Genomic DNA, 18,727 nt, shown 5'->3' with positions numbered 1-18,727 from the left:
ACAGGTGATTTCGAGCTTTTGGCCGGGATCAAGGCAATCGACCCACGAACGACACAATTCAGGGACAATGCACTGTGGGTGGTGTAGAGGTAGGCTCTGCATTAGACTGTTGAAGTCTGCGTTGTCGCTTTTTATATTCTGTCGTTGCCAAAATTGTCCCTAATATTCCAACCACGATCATCGCGATGCCGACGACGGGGCTGCCGAACACGAGCGACAATGTCCCCATGCCCGCAAAAACGCCCCAGAATGTGGAAAATAGGAGTTGTTTCATGCTGCCTTGCTGCGCATCGCGGCGTTGTCTGAGTTATCCGATTGCAACCTGCGCAAGAATAAGAATTTGGAAATAGCAGAAGGCAATGACCACAGCAAAACCAGAATCGCCCACCAAAGCATTCCATGCGGGTAAACAATCGCGCCCTCAACGGGTAGCTGGGTCAAGAAATAGGCAGCATATCCTCCCATGACGAAGGCAGCCATGATTACAGGTTGCGATTGTGCGGGCCCGTATAGGGCAAGCAGGAACCCGAGCAAGATGCCGGCAATAGTCGTCTCGAAAAGAGCGCCAGCCCAACCGCCTAATGCATAACCATAGATGTTTATAGCGGCCGGAGCTGTCCCGGAATCGAAACCATCATCTCCGAACATCTGGGTGTAAATGTAATTCGAAGGCTGGCATTCGCTTGGCTTCCGCTCAATCCGGTCAAGCAAAGTGCCGCAGACTGCGCCGTTTGTTGTAAATCGGTCATAGTAATAGGGTGTCGCAACTGCCATTCTGTTGAGGGCAACCGTTAGTAATTTTGGCGTGGAAAGAGCTGCTCTTGTAACGAGGTCGAGTTTTTTCTTGTTAGTAGGATCAAAAGAGTTTGGTGAGGTCGATGTATCAGGCGATATTTTGTCTAGTCGCGAGGTATTATCAAGCAACTGAGAGTGAGTATATAGCGTGACTGGTATCTGCGTCGCTGTGTGGTCTTTGGGTGCGAGCCTCAAAATAATTGTCGAGATGACCAGGTAGACGAAAACTGCAACAATGAATGCTAGAGCGGTTTTCAGGATCACATACCGCTTGCAGGTGGCAAGAACGCTGACCGTGACTAACAGAAGAAAAACAACAATCGGCCATTTCATATTCAACAAAATCAAGGCGAGGCAAAGAAGGGGAACACTAACCCCTGCTGCAATCTTCCAGAACAACCCGCCGCTGTGCGTGGCTTTCACTATTGCGTAAATAGCCAGGAACACCAATGGCGACTGCATAACCATCTGCGGCCAGAATCCCAACGCGTCTAGAACCGAGAACCTGGCATGTACCGCATCAATTGCGTTTCCGGCTGCCGTTAGTTGCGCAAAAGCTTGCGCTTCATACAGAGAATAAAAAACGTAGAAAAACAGCCCGCCGGAGACAAGCAAATAGGGGAGTCGACCGATTTCGGCTATCCACGGCGCGGCAGTTTTCGCTACCGGTTTGATGCCAGCACTGACTGGAAGTGCGATTGCAGGGACCATTGCCAACGGGAAAAGGAGCAAAATCCAGTAGCCAGCCCCAAATGTCACGTTGAAATTTTGCCATGAGAAATTCGATATGGAATGCGCCGGCCAAGCCATCCCGAACGGGGTCAAATAGATGATGTTGCCAACGACAGTGGTTACAAAATACAATCCTATAAAAATATAAATCTGACTATTTCTAGCCAGGTTGCATTTAAAGCAATTCAACAATTCAACATTCCCGCAACAATGCAAAAAAAACGGATGATCTAAACTTTCGTAGCTTCGGCGATGACATACCAGCCTGCATATTTCCCGATCGCGTCGTAAACGGATTTTGGGACGCTGCGATAAAGCCGGCCAAGCTTACTGGCCCCAGGCAATTCATCCCAAGTGAGTTTTCGGACAGACGTTCGAACTACGTTGAATCCAGCGGAGGACAGGATGGTGGTCAACTCCGAGCGGGAGTAAACGTTCACAAGTGGTGCCGCTTCGGCGTTTGTAAATTCTATCCTCGAGCGTCTTGCGGCAAGGCTCTCTCGAAGGAAACCACCAGTCAAGAAATGGACGCCCACCACTGATAGAAGGTAAAAGACTGACCGCTTGTGATAGAGGATTACGTAGAAGGTTCCTCCTGGCTCGAGGACGCGGTTTGCTTCTCTAAATGCTTTCGCCATATCGGGAACGTGGTGAAGCACCCCATTTGAATAGACAATCTCGAACGAAGCATCGTCATAGGGCAGGGCTTCCGCATCCCCTTGCACCACGTTTGGTTTGAAACCGAATTTTTGCAAATGGGTTTTGGTTCGATCGACGTTTTCAGGGGTAATGTCGATGCCGGAATACTCGGCATCATGTTCCATGAATTTCAACGCATCATAGCCGGGGCCAAAGCCCACTTCGAGAACACGTTTGTCTGCCATATCTTTGAACGGCACGACATCCTCAAGCCAGTCTTGTTCAATGGTGTCCCTGAAATGTCGCGCCTTTTCGAAAAACTCGTCGGTTCCAGGTTGATGCCCGACAGCGGAGGTATGCCCAGTTGGAGAGGCCCCCAAGTCTTCTGAGCTTGCGCCTTGGCGTCATAGCTAATTTCAGAAGTCACTATGTTACCCCACGCTAATACTAATATAGATTAGTGATACACGCGTTAAGATCGCGTTTCAATTGCGCTGCAACCCAAATTGTGAAGGAAAACCATGACTAACGTGCCATCCGGTGCGGCGATTTCGCTTGCGTTGATCGAATAGATTACCGGGCGGAAGATGGCGAAGGTGCAGAAGGCCAATACGACCAGCGTTGACGTCGATGGCATAAGGCCCAGCAATAGTGGCGCTCACTGTCGCAAAGAGCGATATCTCTGTGGGGTGCCAGATTTGAAGAGTTGATAACCTACGGAATTTACTGGTCGGAGTGGCAGGATTCGAACCTGCGACCCCGTCGTCCCGAACGATATTATCATATGGTTTGTTCGTGTCATAGCCGCGGTATGTCTACGTTTCGTTCACTATCGTTTCAGTCGAGTTCGGTTGTTTCTGTGCGGTTTCTGTGCGCAGGGTTAACTCGGCATCATACATTGCGACCAAACTTTCTTGGCTGACAATCTGGATGCCAACCACCGGGCCAACCAAGTTTTGGAGCCGGATTTCTAACATTTCGCGCGGTGTTTGCATCATACTCTCCTTGCCGCAATTGCATTCGACGCCGCTTTCTGGAACGAAGGCGAATGGTGACCATACGTCCTTTCCAGCATCTCGACGGTCATCCCCAGGAATCCCGCTGCTTGCCAAGCTTCTACACCGGACTGCATCAGCCACGTTGCGCATGTATGCCGTAGGCAATGCGGGATGACACCATCGTCAAGCCCTGCACTTCTCCTTGCTGATCTAAAGCTCTTTTTCACCGACTGGACGCTTGATCCGTTCCAGTGAATGACGTGTCGGATATTCCCATCCATCGCCTCCCAACGTTTCAGGTGGGCAATGAGGCGCGGCGGGAGTGCCGCAGGCGGCTGACGCTTGTTCGTCTGGCGCTGCCTGCTTCCTGCCCTGTGCATTATCCCCGCATCCATGTCGATCCATCCGCTATCGACTGAGGCCATCCATTTCAAGCCAAGGATAGCCCCTGAGCGCGTTCCTGTGTAAAGCCCTATCAGAATGAATCGGGCAAGGTGTGGCGTCCTGCGGGCGATCCAAAGCAGCCGCGCGGCCTCGTCTCGCGTCATCCACCTTTCACGCGCTCGCTGCTTGGGCGGCATGGTGAACGCGGGGACCGGGTCTAGCCCGTATTCCTTGTGAAAATAATTCACAGCGGCGCGCAATGTCTCAAGCGACCGTCTTGCCATAGCGGGTGTGCGTCCTTGCGCATATGCTCGGCACGATGAACCCTTGATGCCGGCAACCGTCTTTTCTGCCCAAAACGGCGCAAGCGTCTCGATATGCCGGGCGACAAGGGCGGGGTCTGCTACGGTTGGCGCATGTTCCATGACATAAACCCGCATTACTTCCGCGAGGGAAACGGTATCGGACTTGCCGCCGACCGATGGCCGCGCGGTGTGCTTTTGCGCAAGGTACTCAGCGAGCCGGATTTCAGCGCGGTCACGCTCGCTTTCAGCGCAGCCAGTTCGTCGGTCTTTGCCGTTGTCGCGGATGATCCAGACGCTTCCGTCACGGTCTTTTCGGAGGTAGAGTCTTGGCGGCTCGGCATGACGCGGCATTTTTCCCTCATATCGCGGATTGCGGCGGGCGTAGTAAACAGGTTCTTGCCTATCCGCTCAACTGACAAGTTGCCTCTCCTGATTTCGGCGCGCAAGGCGCTAACCGATACCTTCCCCCGCAGAAGTTCACTTGCTTCCGAAAGCGTAATGGGATCGTCGTCCACCAAGTCAGAACGCAGAGGCCGTGTCATTCTTTCCCCTCTATCGCTGCGCGACCGGCTGGGGTTGCCACAAAATGCAAACGCAATTCTCCCCTGACAATAGCCGCATCGTTGGTTATCTCGCAGACAAATCCCCTCCTTTCCAGTGATCGGTAGGAGCGGATAGCCCAAGACCTTTCACTCGCCTTTGCGCGTGGCCACCCGCCTTCAGCACATGCAGCGTATTCTAGCGACAACTTCTGCGCCTCACTTAGCATCTTGTGCCTCCTTGGCGCGGAGAAGTGCGAGAAGCACGTATCGCGGGAAATCCTCGGCCTTCAATTTATCGGACGCCCATGCGTCAAACGCGGCCTTGAACACCGTCTCCAATTGCCCCGGCAGCACCCGCTCACATAGGGAAACAGCAGCATCGAGGGTGGAGGTAAACGGAGGATCGGTTATCCATTCGTCGAGCCGCCCGGTAAGTTGCTTCAGATGGAAAAACGCAGCAATCTCCGCGTCCACTTCCCGGCTTGGCTCCGTCAGTCCTTCCAGCTTGGCTATGAGGTTAGTCATGGCGGGCGTTCTCCATCATGCCAACCGCACAGACACGCGCCGTACACGCCAACCAGCGCGATAAGCGCGCTTCCATCCCTGGGAGGGTGTCTCCCCATCATGCGCCCATGCTTTTCCGATATATTCACGAGCGTCAGCGCATATGAAACTTGCACTTGAAACATGTATGAAATTTGGTGGGCTTCCCCAATCCGGGGCTATTGCAGCCCATCCGAAAGCAATATCTTCACTCATCTTTCGCGTCCTCCTTGATAAGAGCGCGGAGGGCGGCACGTCGCTCATCAGACATTTTGTTTCTGACCGCTGCCGCACTTCCCGCGTGGTGTTTGTGCGCGTCAAATGCTCGATGCCTGTCGTCGGCATTCAATCGCGGGTCGTCCTTCGATGCTTGGAGGCATTGGCGGGCTAGTTTATCGTGCCACTTTGCGACTTCTTCAAAAGAAACTCTGCGCTCATCATCCTTGTGAACGATGGTGAAGCCGGAGGCGGCTAGGGCAGCGATAATATCGCCCGCGTAAGATAGTTTATTTTCGTCAGTCATTGCTTCAGCGAATGGCAATTCCCGCGCAATCGTGTCTCTGGCGTTCATTTGCGTGGCTCCTGTGGGAGAGGTGGGAGTGGATGCCAGAGGGCAAACACGCCCTCGGAAAACTTCCCGCTCTCATCAGCCCATCCGTCTTCCCAAGCTATAACCTTAACCCCACGGGTTGGTGTATCATCGCCATCGTAGGGGTATGTCCAGAGACCGAGGATTTCAGTTCCGTCCTTCGGCGCGCTCGATATGTCCCGCCACCCACTATCACCGGAGCCGGAGAGGGCGGCGTCAGCTATTTTGGCAAACTCGCCCATAGCAACTTCTCGATTGCCACGCGGTGTCGCGTTGATATGGCTGTCCATGCCTTTTATGCGTGTCAGCGCAGCCTCAAATTCGGCTATGCGGCGCTCGGCTGCGCGATACTCGTTTGTGTGGAGCGTGTTGAAATACGTGCTTTGCTCCTTGCCTTTGGCTATTTCCGCCCGCAGTTCCGCGTTCTCGCGCTCAAGTTTTGCGTAGTCGTCATGGCTCACCCACTGCCCGTCCTCGGAAGGTTTGAGACGAAGATTATCTATAGACATCATTATCGAAGAAGCATCGTATCTCTCAACCACGGTCAGCCTCCTGTGATGCGAGGGCAGCGCGATCAAGACGTTCGATCTCTGCAACGATTAATGCACCTGCTTTGATCAGATTTCTGCGGTGAGTGGTGGGCTTCCACCAGGGAACAGCCCAAGGCCAACCGATTGGTGTTCCATTTCCTCGGCGAACGCTGCCAACTGTATCCGCGTTTGCGTAGCATGCTGCGGCCATCGCCATTTCTTTCCACGAGTGTTGATCGTCGTGGTCGGAAGTCCACCCCTCAATCTCCATCTGTCTCTTACGCTCGGCAGCTATTTCTCCGACCACATCAGGCGCGGGGCGCTCGACGGGCGTGGCTGCGTGTTCGGGCAAGGGAGAGTGTTTGGGCTTTGCCAAATGTTTGGCCCTGATTTTCTCAATCTTCGTCCATACGCGGGCAAGTTCTGTTTCCCCTGCTTGGTGCATGTCCTCCCCAACGGCAAGACACAGCGCAGCCAGCGTTACCATCACACCGCCTATCTCTTGGGGTGCCTCCCCAACGGGGCGGTTGAATGTGTAATCGACAAGCTGATGAGCCTCGCTCTGTGTGCAGCCAGTCGACTGAACGAGTTCCAAGGCTTCCTCAAGAAATCGGTGATTTCGTTCGGTTATGTCTTTACTGATTTTCTCACCAAAACATGCGTCCATCCAAGGCTTAACACGTTGCTGGAATGGCTCGGCGGGGGTGGCTACCAGTGCGGAGCGGATGGCGGCATCATAACGAGCTTGCGTTTTTTCCTTGAAGGTTTCGATTTCGCTTTCGCTTGCGGTTCTCCAAGATGGATTATCCAGCCTGATAAATTCATTACCGAAAAAATCCTTGGCAATAAGTTTTGTTCCACCACCTAATGCACGACACTCACTCCATCTTAACGCCTTCACCGCCACCGGCTCATTAACCTGTGCGAGATAGGCGGTGATGGCTGCTTTGAGGTGGTCGCCATGTTGTTCGTCAGCAGCGCGGGAATGCAGGTGCGCCTGTCTTGCCGCTTCCAGTGCTTTTTCATTCAGGCTCATTTCGCGTCTCCAATCTCGGACAGGGTGGTGCGGAAAGCGTCGTCCAATAAACGCGGTATTCTCTCCAACGCAGCCACCAGCTTTGCTATGTCCTCGCGCTGCTTGGCGAGGGCGTCGGCGGCTTCAGAACACCACCGCTTTGGTATCTCGGCGTGATCTGCCCACATGACGTCATCAGCGCACGCCCGCAGCCGTTCTTCCAGTTCGGTTGTGTCAGTCATGATGAGCCTCGTGCTTAATGTTTGGGCAGTTACATTCGGCAACGGGCTTGGCGCACTGCCAACACTTGCCTTCATCGCGCCGTTGTTTTCTCATCTTGCGCTGGCGTTCTTGCCGTTCCCATTCCGTTTCTCGGAATTGGCTGTCCCAATGCGGGCGATCAGTCATGAAATAGCTTCCTTGTATAAAGAGCGGCGGGGAGGGAGAGGCTTTGAAAGCGTCTTCGGCTCCTTGATCTTTCCGCGTGTAGAGAGCGATGAGGAAGGACGAACGGCACCGGAGGCTTTGTCTCTGGCTCGATCTGCCTTGCGAGTGCGGCGGATATCGTCGGCGGTTTTCGCTGAATGGCATGTTTTACAAAGCGTCTGCGCATTAGCGAGGATCGGCTCACCTCCCAAAATGTCGGGGAGTATGTGATCCACCTCAGCCTCGCCTTTCTTGAGCGCGACTTTGCATTTCTCGCACTTGCCCGCGGCGCGCTCGATAGCGGCCTGTTTGACTTTGCGGGGGAACTCATGGCGAGGCATTACGCCACCACTTGACCACGATGGGCCTTGACGCGAATGCGGGGCTTTACTCCCGTTGCCGCGATAAGCTCAAGATTAGTGGCCTTGCGGAGTGCCTTTTCAAATGCCCTGCGTCCCCTCGCGTTGGGAGCAAGCGAGCGAACTTCGTCCATGAGTATCGTGCGAATGGTTGTCATCACGCTGCCTTCCTTTCCGGGTCGTATGCGTATCTGTCTGGTGGGATCGTCAGAACCACGCCCATTTCGGCATGGCGGCGAAACACGATATCCATGTACCGGCTCATCTGTTCGACGTTCATCAGTCTGGTGACTGGCAGCTCGGTAACGCGGACAAGTTCCAGCTTTTCGGGATAAGAAAGGGGCCGGATTAGCCGGTCGTAGGTGCCTCTGAATTTCTCATGGGCTTCCCGAAGGATTGGAACGCCGATTTCCATCTTGCACCGCGCGCGAACGTCTTCCTGGTCCTCGCCCGTCTGGTCGCTGATCTCGCGATACCATTTGAATGCAAGGCGGTTCTGTTCAGTCGAACGATCACGGCCTTCGGTGACTTCAACCGTGAAAGGACGCTTTCGGCCATCAAGGTAACGCTTGAGTAGCATCAGTTCATCGGGGTTTTTAACCGATCTCTGAACCATCTTATTTCCCTCGTATTGCCTGCCCGTACGCATTCGCTCAATCGGGCAGGCGCATTGCGATGCTGGGTTCAATTTTCCGCGAAGGCGATCACATCCACCGCCACAGGGCGCTTAGCTTGCTGCGCTACGCGAAGCTGTGTGTTCGTGGTGCGCAGAATTTCGCGGGCTTGAGAGGCAATGCTGTCAGCCTGTGACGGTTCCATTTTGCCGTCCTTGACGGAGTTCAATGTGTCCCAAAGGGCCGATTTCAGGTTCTTTGCGGATATATCTTGCATAGTCGCGTTTCCTTTTCTGGGTTTTGCCGAACGTCCCTTTGGACATGCGGATTTCGTAATCGGATTGTTGGCTTAGGCACTCGGTGCGAATGTCCAGAACAAGAAGAAAGCAGTCGGCAAATTCGCCGTACCCTTTGACCGCGCGATATCGGCGGTCGTAATCTCGTTTCCATTCTCGGTACTCTGGACGGCGGCAGTATTCGACATGAGCCGCCATCCGCTTCCGGCGCTCGGCGGCGGCTGATGCCGGATCGTAGGTGCGACGGAAATATTCGGCCTTTTTGGCCTTGAGCATCACCCGGTTTTTGCGGCGATACTCCATGTCATAAATGCGCTTGGCTTCGACGTATTGAGCCTTGGTCTTGCCCTTCCTGCGCCCAAGGCCCGCGCATACGCGACCGCAGTAGATCGACAAACCCCGATGGCGGGCGCGATTGACCGCGCCTGTCGGTTTGTCTGCTTCCTTTCCACAGTGGTCACACATGATTTTCATGGCCAGTCTCTCGCATTGCAGCAGGGAGGATGCTGCGGGTTATTTCCAGGACATTTAGAATTGGATCTCATCGTCCAATTCACGGCCCGGTTGCCCGCCACCGCTTTGCTCTGCATAGGATTTCTGGCGCTGTGCTGGCTTGTCGTCGCGAGGCTTTGGAACCATCAGGAGAATGCGCGTTTCCAAGCCACGTTCGCCCATTGTCGGGAGAGGCAAGGCTTCAAGCGTTACCGAATAGCCGCCGTTCTTCATGGGGAACGCCACGCCTATTTTCGTGAATGAACTTTTCTTGTTGCCATCGCGATCTTCGTATTCACGGGCAATGATAGCGTCGAGACGTTCGGACATTATGCGGCTTCCTTCTGGCTTGTCTGTGTGTAGGAGCGAACGCGATCAACCAGCGCCGCCAAGTCCGAATTGAAGGCGTCAACGGCCTTGGACATTTCGGAAATGTAAGCTTCGTCGCGATATGCGCGTTTGATAAAAACCGGCATGGCGGGCCAGTAGACGATAATGTCTATCCACTCGCGTTCTGCCACCCAAAGCGCGCCTTGGCATTGCGCCTTGTGTTCCGGAGGAAACTCGCCACGTTCGATGCACTCAATGAGCAAATCAGGCAGCTTGGTTTTAATCTCAAGCATTCCATTGATGCCGACGAATGAATCAGGCGAGCAGCCTTTTTGCCCGTTGCGGATAAACCCGACTTGCTCCGGTTGTGTATCCGTTGCGAAGGCGTACAGATCACGCGCTTCCGGCTCCATTTCGTGACCGCGCTCCATGTGCGCATTGGAAAAGCTTTCCATTGGCTGTCCGGTAATGATTTCACCGGCAAGCTGGCGCATGTATTTGGCGCGGGTTTTGCTCTCTCCACCACCACGGCCAGAAGCCATCACGGTTGCGAACATGGAACTGGTAGGAATACCAGCTCGGGCCTGATGCCACTCACTTGTGCCCTGTTCACAATTTATGATCTTGACGCTCATTTCGCGGCCCCTTTCTGCTGGATTTTGGTTTCAAGGGCCTGCTTGGCTTTCGGGAATTGCGAGGCATTCAGATTGGGCAACGCGTCAATCTTCGCCCATTCGCAGAAGCCGGGGACATTCCAGCCAAGCGTTTCGATCAGTTCTTGCAATTCGGTGCGCTGTTCAGGTGTGATAGTCGCGCCATTGTCTCCGGCGCGATTGCCGTCATCGTCCTCGTTCTTCACGGCAACGTCGAAAATCAGCGTCTTGAGATACCGCTTTCCGTAACTCATGGTCGAGCCAAAGGCATGAGTGGCAGTCTTATTCGCGTTACCCTTCATGCCTACATTATCGAAAGGAATGTCGGCGTGATATTGCTTGGTGAAGCCGTCGCGGTGCGACACGTCACAGACAATGCGAAGGTGGTTTTCCTTTGGAGAGTCGGCCTCACCGAATGACAGGGAAAACCCATGCTTGGTAATAACCGGCTGCATGGCCTCGCTGATCGTCTCATACCTGGCGTAACGTGAACGCGTCTGATCGTTGGCAGCGTCACGCACGACTTGAGGCATTTCAGATTGTGCGGCCTGCATGGCGTCGTTGAATGCGGTTTTTGCAACGCGGTCCAATTCACGCTCACGCATGGACATAAGACGTTCCATCTTGTCCAAATCAACATTCGGATCACGCGCGGCGCGTTCGATGATCTTAAAGATTGCCGCCGATTCTGAAACCGGGGCCATTTCAACCGAAGGTGCAGACGCGACTTCCTGCCTTGGCTCGTGGTCAACAGTCAGTGCGTTTGATACAGTGCTCATGATTAGAACCTCAATGTGATGCTGGGTATTTCTCCGGCGATGATGGTCAGCACGATTTTCTTGGCCGTTTCTTCGTCAGCGCCGCAGGCCACGATTGCCTCTTTTGCGACCTTCATCACCGACGACCTGTGTGCCTTGTCGGCATCACGTGCGGCTTGTTCTTCGGCATGCCGCTTTGATTCCGCTTCACGTTGGCGCTGTTCACGGTCGGCTTGTTCACGGACCGCCTTTGCTTCGGCTTCTGCCTTAGCAACTGCGTCCGCCTTTTCGCGTTCGGCGCGCTCGATAGCCTGCTTGGCCTCTAGTTCGGCCTGTTCCCGCGCAGCTTGTGCGGCGCGATCCTCGCGGGCTTTCTGGTCTGCCGCCTGACGCTCAGCGCGCTCCGCTTCTTCCTCTCCTCGCGCGCCTGTTCGGCGGCGACGTGTTCGGCTTCAAGCCGCGCCGCCTCTGCCTTTTCGCGCTCATCTTTTTCGGCGCGAAGTTTATCCAATTCGATACGGTCTGCTTCCGCCTTCTGGTGGGCTTCGTATGCAGCATTGAGTCTGTCTAGGGCGATACGTTTTGCGACCTGGGCCTGTTCGGCAAACTCGCCGAACGTTTCGTCAATGACGACCTTTTCTTTCAGTTCGTGAAATAGGACACCAAAAGGCTGCGGCTCGCCGCCGATGATGCCTTTCCCGCATTCCTCGATATGAAAGATCATATCCTTGATGCGGTTGACACGCTGGTCCTCAGCTTCTTCCCATTCAGTAAGTGGCTTGCGCACGGACACAGCGAGATTGTCCAATTCGCCTCGAATTTTGCGACGCTGGATATCAACTGCGTTTATTTTGGCGCGGGCATCTTCGTTGAGTTTTTTGCCCGCAGCGTCAATGGCCGTCTTGGTGCGAACTATCTTATAAGCTAGTGACGCGATTTCTTTGCGACTGGACACCGTACTGATGTCGGGCTTGAACGCATCGGTTTCAGACTTGATGTGCTCGTAGAATTTCGAATAGACTTTCTCATCAATCAAAACGGACACAGGGTTTTCGGCAACCACTACTGAAATGTCGGTGGGTTCGGTTTGGACGTGGGTATTCATGCGACTTTCCTTTCCAGTTCCAGAGCGAGACGCGCATAGTGGGTGCGCTTCTCAAGCAGTTCGTAGGCGTGTTCTATTTCGCCAGCATCGAGGCAAATCTTGACGTATCGCGCGCACCTGGTGGCTTCCTCGCGGGCGTCCTCTGCTGCTTGAGGCGCGCTCATGATTGGGCCTCGTTCATTGCCCGACAAATAGCGTCTGCCCGTATCGGACCTGCGTATTCGGAAGTGTTGAAAGTCTTGCCGTCAGGATTTACGCGAAGGACGCTGGTGTAGTTGAGCGCGACAGCCACAGGGATACCGATGCTGTCGTAAACGGTGCTGCCTTCGAATCGCCACGGCAAGTTAAGCTGGTGTTCGCTCATGACGGAACCTCAAGCAGAAGCGTTACAAGGACACCCGCCAATACAAGCGCGGACATAAGGCGGGGGTGGTGGTTGATAAGGTGGGTGAGCATTACGCTGCCCTTTCAGCGAATCGAGCGCAGGCTGTCGCAATGGCGTTGCCATGCGCGGGCCTCGTATTGGTTGTGGCGGGTTTCTTCCTCGATCTCGTCTTGGCTCTGGATGAAATCGCCAGTGACGTTGCGGGCCATTTCGCCAATCGTTACGCGGTGGACACGTAGCTTCTGCGGATCGGGGAAGTTGTCGATGATCTTACGGGCTTCCTGTTCGCCACAGCAAAGCGAAGCCTGGAAACGGTCTTCCAAGTCAACGACGAGATACATGTCATTGACTGATGCGCCGCGTGCAATCTGGTTCATTGTCTGCTCCCTACGTGTTTGTGTAGGGGTAATGTTGCACAAGCTGCAACCACACGCAAGGGACATTGAGAAAGAAAGTTGCACAAGTTGCAATTATTTTGTTGCACGAAATCGAATCACGCGCGATAAGGGCGTGTCGTTCCGATTTTGGCCGCTAAGGCTCACGGGTAAGGGGAGCGACGGCGCGGGGTTAGATCATCCTAAGGTGCCGCTCGGAAACACAGGACGGATTAGCCGAGAGGCGTTCTGCCAGCTCTACGTACGGCTCTATGCGCAGTGCAGAGTGGCAATATTCTCCAAGTCCTTCATGGGTTTAGTCCCATGGGGGGTTGGGGGTCTTTGCCAGATACACCGGATAAGCGAGTGCAGTTAAGATTATGAAACAGGTAACAGAATAAGATATACTGGCTGAGCAAACTGAAAACGGCGGGTGGACGAAGGCGACGCTCGAAAAATGGGGCGTTCCATGGCCCTCACCCAAGGGATGGAAGGCATTACTGTTGAAAAACGGCGCTCCGTATAAGCCGATCGTCTAGCCGTTAGTCCCTGTTTGGTTGCCATCCCGGAAAAGCAGTTTGAGCATTTCGATTGCCTTGTCTCGCTGCTCTTCTGTCTTGTCATGGAAAAACCGCGCCAGCCAATCGTCATCGGGGTGGCGGAAAATTCCATGTACGGTTGTCCCAAATAGAGCGGCAAGCCTCTCCAGGTAATCAACCTTCGGGACGGTTCCATCGAACCATCGGGACACTAAGCCCTTATCCGCGCCGATCTCCCGTACTATGTCGGCCTGTTTCAGTTGCCTCTTCTCAGCCCACTCAACGATAAAATGGACGCGGATCGGCGTTTTATCGGCGTGAATTCTGGTCGGGTTGCTCATGGTGCAACATTACCAACTGCTAAAAAGCACGGCGTTAAATCAAGTTGCAACAAAGGCGCTTGCAATAGGTTGCAACTTATGCAACAAAATAATCACGATGAAAAACAAATCACCAATCACGATGTATCGCGCCGCCCATTCCGGTATGAGCCTTGAGCAGTTCGGAATGTTGTTCTCGCCAGCCGTAGACAAATCTACGGTCATGCGTTGGGAGCGCGGGAATCCTCCTGTACCAGTAAAGCGGCTGGGAGAGATTGAGCGCGTCACAGGCATCCCAAGGTACATTCTACGTCCTGACATTTTTGGCTCCATACAGGAGCGGGTTGGATGAATACCTTTGACGACGCTTCCGCATGGATGGGGCGCGTAACGCCTGATCTCGATACGCCGCTTGCTCGTGACTACTGGCTGACAAAACTGCCGATTGCAGACATCATCGAGAAGCACGGGCTTGGTGCAGGTGTATCGCATGTTTGCAAGAAAGCAGGGACGGCCACGCTCAATATTCGGTGCGTAGATTGCGGTGCTGCTTGCGTTGTCACTTCCAGAGCAAAAGCAAATTCCGAAATACAGGATGCGGCACCGCGTCGTTACGGAAAGCAGCGCCCTCATCGCTGCAAAAATTGCTACCGAAAGAACCAGATCAAAGAATATCGGGAGCAGCACGAGCGGTATGAGGAACAACGCCAGCAGATCGAAACGCTGCGTTGGATGCCTTATCAGGAATATCTCGGAACAGATGAATGGTCGCGACGGCGCAGGGACGTAATCCGCCGCGCTGGCTTCAAATGCCAAGTCTGTGCGTCCGCCAGCAAGCTTCACGTCCACCATAGAACATACCTCCGGCGTGGTAATGAAAACGCGCAAGACATGATCGCGATATGCGCGGCTTGCCACAAGCTTTTCCATGATAACCGCAAACTGGCTGAGGGAGGCCGTGCGGCATGAGCCTTTCCATCCAATGCCCCAAGTGCGGCAACAACCTTTCCACGTTGCAAATCAACAATCGGAAAACCTCGCAATGTCGCCGGTGCGGTCCGCTTCCATTCCGTGACGGCGGGCCAGAAATCGGTGAGACGGCGCAATCTCCCAAGCAGGAGCGCGTGGCATGAGCCAATACCTCGACTGGAAAGTTGGCGACAAGGTTGTGTGCGTGAGTGCTGTAAATGCCGGAGGCATCGCCCATAAACCTCTGGTCAAGGGCGGCATCTACACGATCCGGGAATTTTGGGTGCATCCCGCCAATGGGAAAATTGGCCTTACACTTGTGGAGGTCGTCAATGATATCCATCCGTTCTACAAGATTGAGCGAGGGTATGAGCCAAGCCGCTTCCGCAAAGTCCAAACCCGCAAGACCTCCATCGCCATTTTTACAGCCATGCTTCAAGGCTCCAAGAAAGGGGCAGACGCATGATCTGGACCCCCTTCAAAGGCTCAAAAGCATATATCCCAAGCAACACGATTACAGTTTGCGGCGGGCCTGACGACTGGACGGGAGATAAGGGAACTGACACGGCTCCCGTCCAGTCTACCGCTGCGGCTGCGGATGGAAATATGAACACCTCGGGGCGTAGCAAAGCGAAAGCGGCGAGCGCGATCTGGTGCCACGATACCGCCCGAGACAGGGCAGTCGGCAATCGTGGAACCCTCAAAAATGCAAACCCCAAAGCCCGACTGTCCGCCCCTCCATTCAAATTCGCGTTGGCTCCCAGCGCGGATGCCGGGAGATCGAGAGGCACGCTCCTCCCTGCCTTTCTCTCCCGGCTTAATTTCAACCGGCCCTTTGCGGTGTCCGGGGACCGTATTTCGACGCGCATCCAAATCTTGCAGGAGGCGGTGCGCGGCCTGTCCAAAGCTTTCAAAAGTATTTTTGTCTTTCTCTGTCATGGCTCCAACTGTGACAGAAGGAACAGACAAAGTGTTGTCAAAGAGTGACAAGAGTAAGTCAATGAGTGACACAGCGTTCATGCAAAATAACTTGCCGGAGGTATTCGATCCTCGACGGTATGGAAGCGTCAAGGCGGCTCAAATAGCTGCTTATGACTTCATGAAGGGGCGCGTCGAAAAGAAACTGAAGTTGAGACGCATCCGCCAACTTTGGGAAGGCAAAGCCACCCGAGTTGACGGCGAAGAAAAGGACGCCTTGCGAGAGGCAAAGATTGAGGAAGCCCGGAATGAATACGAAACCCTTCGTCGCCGTCTTGTCCATCTTGAGGCTGTGCTTGCCGTGGACAGTTCGGGCGATGATTGCGCGACATTGGATGAAGGTGGGAATGCGCCGCGCTGATTGGGCGGAAGCGTTAGCACCAGAACTGAGAGGTGAATAACCATGAACGCCATGCCTCCCCTCGACTACGAACCTATTGAACGCACGGAATCCCCGGCAGTTAGCCGCGCACTATTCTGGTTTGCCATATTGGCTGATCTGGCTGTGTTCGGACTGCTTGCATATTGGGTGTTCGGCTGATGAGCGGGATCGCCAAACAACGTCCTGTATCTGATCTCATTGAAGAATATGACAGGAAATCCGCCAACGTGGACGAGGTGATCAAGGGCTACGAAACTGCTTGCACGGCGGTAGAAATGGCGGGGACTGTCGGAGGTACATATGTCAACCCGGTATTGCGTGGGAAGGCTTATCTACATGCAAACGAAATCCGCAAAAATCTTCTGTCGTCTGGATGGAAGGCGATTTACAACCGTCTACAGATCGATCTCATTGCCAGTGCAAAAGACAAGAAATTGTTTGAGCGAACGCTGGCAGACCCGCCAGAACTGACATTCGACAATGCCAAGGCGACGTTTGGCGATTATCTCGAACGCCCGCGTCATCATATCCTGCGCGGTCTGGCGGAAGTCTTTGCCGATCTAGATCCCGCTTACAAATCGCATTCCAAGGTGAAGATTGGCGTTAAGGGTTTACCCAAGAGGTTGATCCTGTCGAGTTTCGGAGACTTTAGCGGAAGCTATGGCCGGGATAAGCTGCGCGATATTGTGAATGCTCTCGCGGCCTATCGCGGTCAGGCGTTAATGGACCGGGACGAGTTCAACGCAATAAACGTTGCCCATCGTCGTGGCGAAGACGCGACCCTAGATGGCCGCGTTTATGACGCGCCGGAACGATATGGAAAGATCGAAAGCTACAAGACGCTAGACCGTGGATTGTGGATTCGCAAGTTCGCCAACGGCAACGCGCATGTGTTCTTCTCGCCAAACACGCTAACCGATATCAACCGGGCATTGGCTGAATATTACGGCGAAGTCCTACCAGACGCTGAGGAAGAAAACGCCAAGCCACAAGCTAGCACGGCGGTTGCAAAAGACCTGCAATTCTACTGGTCTCCAGAAATCGTAATCGCCAAGGCGCTTGAGTTCGCGGGCGTGTTTAATCTGAGCGAGTGGCGCAACAATCCACCAGAACCTTTTCGCATTCTAGAGCCTTCATGCGGTGATGGCCGCATTATGGACGCCATCAGAAAATACGGCCATCGCGTCTTTGGCATTGAATACCATTCGGGGCGGGCAGCGGAAGCGAGAGCCAAGGGTCACAATGTCCTGACGGCAAATTTCCTCGATCAACCGGCCAAGCCTGAGTTTGATTTTGTGGTGATGAACCCACCCTTCTACGGTCGCCACTACATCAAGCACATTCGCCATGCGCTGAAATTCTTGAAGCTTGGCGGCACGTTGGTTTCAATCCTCCCCGCAACGGCTTGGTATGATCATCAAGAGCTAAAGGGCGACTGGTACGACCTGCCTGTCGGAAGCTTTGCGGAAGCCGGTACAAATGTCCCTACCGGGCTTTTGAAGATGGCTGCACAAGTCAACCGGGAAGCGTCCCCACTGTCCAATGAGGCTGCGGCATGAGCCTCAACCGCTACGCAACACGCCGCGACGCCAGTGAGCCCGAGATCGTCAACGCTCTCCGTGAATGCGGTTGCAGCGTGGTTATCACAGACAAGCCATTGGATTTGATCGTGGGGTTTCGCGGTTTTTGCTGGCTGGTTGAATGCAAAACCGGGGCCAGGGGCTACGGCAAATCATTGAACAAGAACCAGAAAGACTTTGCGGACGGATGGCGCGGTCCTGCGGTTGTCACGCTTCGCAGCAGTCAGGACGCCTATGACTGGTTTATCGACATAGCCAGCAAGACAGCGAGGGCAGCATGAGCAAAGCCACAGAGATAATCGCCAATCTCATGGCCGTCTTGGATGAAGAACACGCCATTGCAGTCGAGGAATTCCGACGCGTCTCCAAGAAGGTGCCGCTCACACCATACGCAGCAAAGCTTTTAGCAAAGCGGCTTTCAGAATGGAGCGATCCGAACGAAGCCGCTGACATCATGATTGAGCGGTGCTGGCGAGGCTTCAACATCGAATGGATGCGTGACATTCCTCAAAAGCGCGCTGCCGGGCGGCGCAATTTCATCGACGTAGCAAGGGACAGGCTCAATGGAGCAACGCACGCAACTGGAACTGGCAGCAATGTTGAACTCTTTCCCTCAAGGCTCGTCGGACCCGGACACGCTCATCGCCTCACTGGAACGGGCAACGGCTGAATTGTCAGATCGAGCAATCGTTGAGACATCACAGAGATACACAGCCGGGCAGGTCGAAGGGCAGAACAAGCGGTTTGCACCTTCGGTAGCAGAATTTGCCAGCGAAGCCCGCAAGCGACATGAGGCAATCGAACTGCAATCGCGCCCACGCATTGCCGCACCTGTCTTTCGTCGCGGCCCTATGGCTCCATACGAGATTAGAAAACAGAAGGCACGCACTGAATGGGCTGGCTATCCCGTCATTGAGGAAAACGTCTCATATGACGAATTTCGCAAAATGAGTGCTGCCAAGCAGGTTCCGGCTGGCGCGACATGGGTTGCGGCACTCGCCACGATTTACGGGCCGAAGGTGGCGTCATGAGCCTCATTCCATACGCAGGCAAAGACATTACCGAACGTGGGCTGGACACTCCAAAGCGGGCAAG

Annotated in this window: 30 protein-coding genes; 8 read left to right on the top strand and 22 right to left on the bottom strand. The window is 54.1% G+C overall.

From position 1 onward, the window contains the following. Positions 1–270: 270 nt before the first annotated feature. From AC0L7S_RS02695 to AC0L7S_RS02650, 10 genes are all read right to left on the bottom strand, one after another. Positions 271–1,716 (bottom strand): hypothetical protein, encoded by a 1,446-nt coding sequence (locus tag AC0L7S_RS02695; RefSeq protein ID WP_473472958.1) that lies wholly within the window; start codon positions 1,714–1,716, stop codon positions 271–273. Between the two features lie 41 nt (positions 1,717–1,757). After that, the gene (locus tag AC0L7S_RS02690) at positions 1,758–2,546 is read right to left on the bottom strand and encodes a class I SAM-dependent methyltransferase (RefSeq protein ID WP_473472957.1); all 789 of its coding nucleotides are present in this window, start codon (positions 2,544–2,546) and stop codon (positions 1,758–1,760) included. Positions 2,547–2,981: 435 nt separating this feature from the next. Continuing rightward, positions 2,982–3,161, bottom strand: coding sequence for a hypothetical protein (locus AC0L7S_RS02685; protein WP_473472956.1), 180 nt, complete (start codon positions 3,159–3,161; stop codon positions 2,982–2,984). Next, the gene (locus AC0L7S_RS02680) at positions 3,161–4,204 is read right to left on the bottom strand and encodes a site-specific integrase (RefSeq protein ID WP_473472955.1); all 1,044 of its coding nucleotides are present in this window, start codon (positions 4,202–4,204) and stop codon (positions 3,161–3,163) included. The genes AC0L7S_RS02685 and AC0L7S_RS02680 overlap by 1 nt, the downstream gene beginning before the upstream one ends. A 407-nt stretch (positions 4,205–4,611) precedes the next feature. After that, on the bottom strand, positions 4,612–4,920 hold the full coding sequence (locus AC0L7S_RS02675) for a hypothetical protein (RefSeq protein WP_473472954.1): 309 nt from the start codon (positions 4,918–4,920) through the stop codon (positions 4,612–4,614). 226 nt (positions 4,921–5,146) lie between these two features. Further along, complete coding sequence (locus AC0L7S_RS02670; protein WP_473472953.1) at positions 5,147–5,509, bottom strand: hypothetical protein; 363 nt, start codon at positions 5,507–5,509, stop codon at positions 5,147–5,149. Further along, complete coding sequence (locus AC0L7S_RS02665; RefSeq protein WP_473472952.1) at positions 5,506–6,069, bottom strand: hypothetical protein; 564 nt, start codon at positions 6,067–6,069, stop codon at positions 5,506–5,508. Before AC0L7S_RS02665 ends, AC0L7S_RS02670 begins: the two co-directional genes overlap by 4 nt. Next, on the bottom strand, positions 6,062–7,093 hold the full coding sequence (locus tag AC0L7S_RS02660; protein ID WP_473472951.1) for a hypothetical protein: 1,032 nt from the start codon (positions 7,091–7,093) through the stop codon (positions 6,062–6,064). Before AC0L7S_RS02660 ends, AC0L7S_RS02665 begins: the two co-directional genes overlap by 8 nt. Further along, entirely contained in the window at positions 7,090–7,314 is a 225-nt protein-coding gene (locus tag AC0L7S_RS02655) for a hypothetical protein (RefSeq protein ID WP_473472950.1), read from the bottom strand. Before AC0L7S_RS02655 ends, AC0L7S_RS02660 begins: the two co-directional genes overlap by 4 nt. Before the next feature lie 162 nt (positions 7,315–7,476). Continuing rightward, entirely contained in the window at positions 7,477–7,734 is a 258-nt protein-coding gene (locus tag AC0L7S_RS02650; protein ID WP_473474146.1) for an HNH endonuclease, read from the bottom strand. Between AC0L7S_RS02650 and AC0L7S_RS02645 the strand changes: the two genes are divergently transcribed. After that, positions 7,657–7,854 (top strand): hypothetical protein, encoded by a 198-nt coding sequence (locus tag AC0L7S_RS02645; protein WP_473474387.1) that lies wholly within the window; start codon positions 7,657–7,659, stop codon positions 7,852–7,854. The two genes, AC0L7S_RS02650 and AC0L7S_RS02645, sit on opposite strands and share 78 nt — an antisense overlap. Here AC0L7S_RS02645 and AC0L7S_RS02640 read toward each other — a convergent pair. The 12 genes from AC0L7S_RS02640 to AC0L7S_RS02585 form a co-directional block, all read right to left on the bottom strand. Next, positions 7,839–8,015, bottom strand: coding sequence for a hypothetical protein (locus AC0L7S_RS02640; protein ID WP_473472949.1), 177 nt, complete (start codon positions 8,013–8,015; stop codon positions 7,839–7,841). The genes AC0L7S_RS02645 and AC0L7S_RS02640 overlap by 16 nt on opposite strands. Next, positions 8,015–8,473: a NinB/YbcN family protein gene (locus tag AC0L7S_RS02635; RefSeq protein ID WP_473472948.1), complete on the bottom strand. Its 459-nt coding sequence runs from the start codon at positions 8,471–8,473 to the stop codon at positions 8,015–8,017. Before AC0L7S_RS02635 ends, AC0L7S_RS02640 begins: the two co-directional genes overlap by 1 nt. Positions 8,474–8,656: 183 nt before the next feature. Beyond that, on the bottom strand, positions 8,657–9,241 hold the full coding sequence (locus AC0L7S_RS02630) for a hypothetical protein (RefSeq protein ID WP_473472947.1): 585 nt from the start codon (positions 9,239–9,241) through the stop codon (positions 8,657–8,659). Between the two features lie 54 nt (positions 9,242–9,295). After that, positions 9,296–9,589: a hypothetical protein gene (locus AC0L7S_RS02625; RefSeq protein ID WP_473472946.1), complete on the bottom strand. Its 294-nt coding sequence runs from the start codon at positions 9,587–9,589 to the stop codon at positions 9,296–9,298. Further along, positions 9,589–10,224, bottom strand: a complete 636-nt coding sequence (locus tag AC0L7S_RS02620; protein WP_473472945.1) for a lambda exonuclease family protein — start codon at positions 10,222–10,224, stop codon at positions 9,589–9,591. The genes AC0L7S_RS02625 and AC0L7S_RS02620 overlap by 1 nt, the downstream gene beginning before the upstream one ends. Continuing rightward, positions 10,221–11,021, bottom strand: a complete 801-nt coding sequence (locus AC0L7S_RS02615) for an ERF family protein (RefSeq protein WP_473472944.1) — start codon at positions 11,019–11,021, stop codon at positions 10,221–10,223. Before AC0L7S_RS02615 ends, AC0L7S_RS02620 begins: the two co-directional genes overlap by 4 nt. Positions 11,022–11,322: 301 nt before the next feature. Continuing rightward, on the bottom strand, positions 11,323–12,063 hold the full coding sequence (locus AC0L7S_RS02610) for a hypothetical protein (protein WP_473472943.1): 741 nt from the start codon (positions 12,061–12,063) through the stop codon (positions 11,323–11,325). Between the two features lie 38 nt (positions 12,064–12,101). After that, the gene (locus AC0L7S_RS02605; protein ID WP_473472942.1) at positions 12,102–12,269 is read right to left on the bottom strand and encodes a hypothetical protein; all 168 of its coding nucleotides are present in this window, start codon (positions 12,267–12,269) and stop codon (positions 12,102–12,104) included. Continuing rightward, positions 12,266–12,469, bottom strand: coding sequence for a hypothetical protein (locus AC0L7S_RS02600; protein WP_473472941.1), 204 nt, complete (start codon positions 12,467–12,469; stop codon positions 12,266–12,268). The genes AC0L7S_RS02605 and AC0L7S_RS02600 overlap by 4 nt, the downstream gene beginning before the upstream one ends. Positions 12,470–12,573: 104 nt before the next feature. After that, positions 12,574–12,867: a hypothetical protein gene (locus AC0L7S_RS02595; RefSeq protein ID WP_473472940.1), complete on the bottom strand. Its 294-nt coding sequence runs from the start codon at positions 12,865–12,867 to the stop codon at positions 12,574–12,576. Positions 12,868–13,399: 532 nt separating this feature from the next. After that, the gene (locus AC0L7S_RS02590; RefSeq protein ID WP_473472939.1) at positions 13,400–13,744 is read right to left on the bottom strand and encodes a helix-turn-helix domain-containing protein; all 345 of its coding nucleotides are present in this window, start codon (positions 13,742–13,744) and stop codon (positions 13,400–13,402) included. A gap of 39 nt (positions 13,745–13,783) precedes the next feature. Beyond that, positions 13,784–14,653 (bottom strand): hypothetical protein, encoded by an 870-nt coding sequence (locus tag AC0L7S_RS02585; protein ID WP_473472938.1) that lies wholly within the window; start codon positions 14,651–14,653, stop codon positions 13,784–13,786. 199 nt (positions 14,654–14,852) lie between these two features. On the opposite strand from AC0L7S_RS02585, the gene AC0L7S_RS02580 reads away from it, so the two are divergent. From AC0L7S_RS02580 to AC0L7S_RS02550, 7 genes are all read left to right on the top strand, one after another. Continuing rightward, complete coding sequence (locus AC0L7S_RS02580; RefSeq protein ID WP_473472937.1) at positions 14,853–15,158, top strand: hypothetical protein; 306 nt, start codon at positions 14,853–14,855, stop codon at positions 15,156–15,158. Between the two features lie 534 nt (positions 15,159–15,692). Next, positions 15,693–16,031 (top strand): hypothetical protein, encoded by a 339-nt coding sequence (locus tag AC0L7S_RS02575; RefSeq protein ID WP_473472936.1) that lies wholly within the window; start codon positions 15,693–15,695, stop codon positions 16,029–16,031. Positions 16,032–16,073: 42 nt separating this feature from the next. Further along, positions 16,074–16,211, top strand: a complete 138-nt coding sequence (locus AC0L7S_RS02570; RefSeq protein ID WP_473472935.1) for a hypothetical protein — start codon at positions 16,074–16,076, stop codon at positions 16,209–16,211. Next, complete coding sequence (locus tag AC0L7S_RS02565; RefSeq protein WP_473472934.1) at positions 16,211–17,611, top strand: DUF4942 domain-containing protein; 1,401 nt, start codon at positions 16,211–16,213, stop codon at positions 17,609–17,611. Before AC0L7S_RS02570 ends, AC0L7S_RS02565 begins: the two co-directional genes overlap by 1 nt. Continuing rightward, the gene (locus AC0L7S_RS02560; RefSeq protein WP_473472933.1) at positions 17,608–17,913 is read left to right on the top strand and encodes a hypothetical protein; all 306 of its coding nucleotides are present in this window, start codon (positions 17,608–17,610) and stop codon (positions 17,911–17,913) included. The genes AC0L7S_RS02565 and AC0L7S_RS02560 overlap by 4 nt, the downstream gene beginning before the upstream one ends. After that, positions 17,910–18,302: a hypothetical protein gene (locus tag AC0L7S_RS02555; RefSeq protein ID WP_473472932.1), complete on the top strand. Its 393-nt coding sequence runs from the start codon at positions 17,910–17,912 to the stop codon at positions 18,300–18,302. The genes AC0L7S_RS02560 and AC0L7S_RS02555 overlap by 4 nt, the downstream gene beginning before the upstream one ends. Continuing rightward, positions 18,229–18,663 carry a hypothetical protein gene (locus AC0L7S_RS02550; RefSeq protein ID WP_473472931.1) on the top strand — a complete coding sequence of 145 codons (435 nt, stop codon included), beginning with the start codon at positions 18,229–18,231 and terminating at the stop codon, positions 18,661–18,663. The genes AC0L7S_RS02555 and AC0L7S_RS02550 overlap by 74 nt, the downstream gene beginning before the upstream one ends. Positions 18,664–18,727 lie beyond the last annotated feature (64 nt).

The organism is Mesorhizobium sp. G2-6-1 (assembly GCF_055809095.1).
Note: the sequence above shows the minus strand (reverse complement) of the source record. Positions and strands in the feature narration are given on the sequence as shown.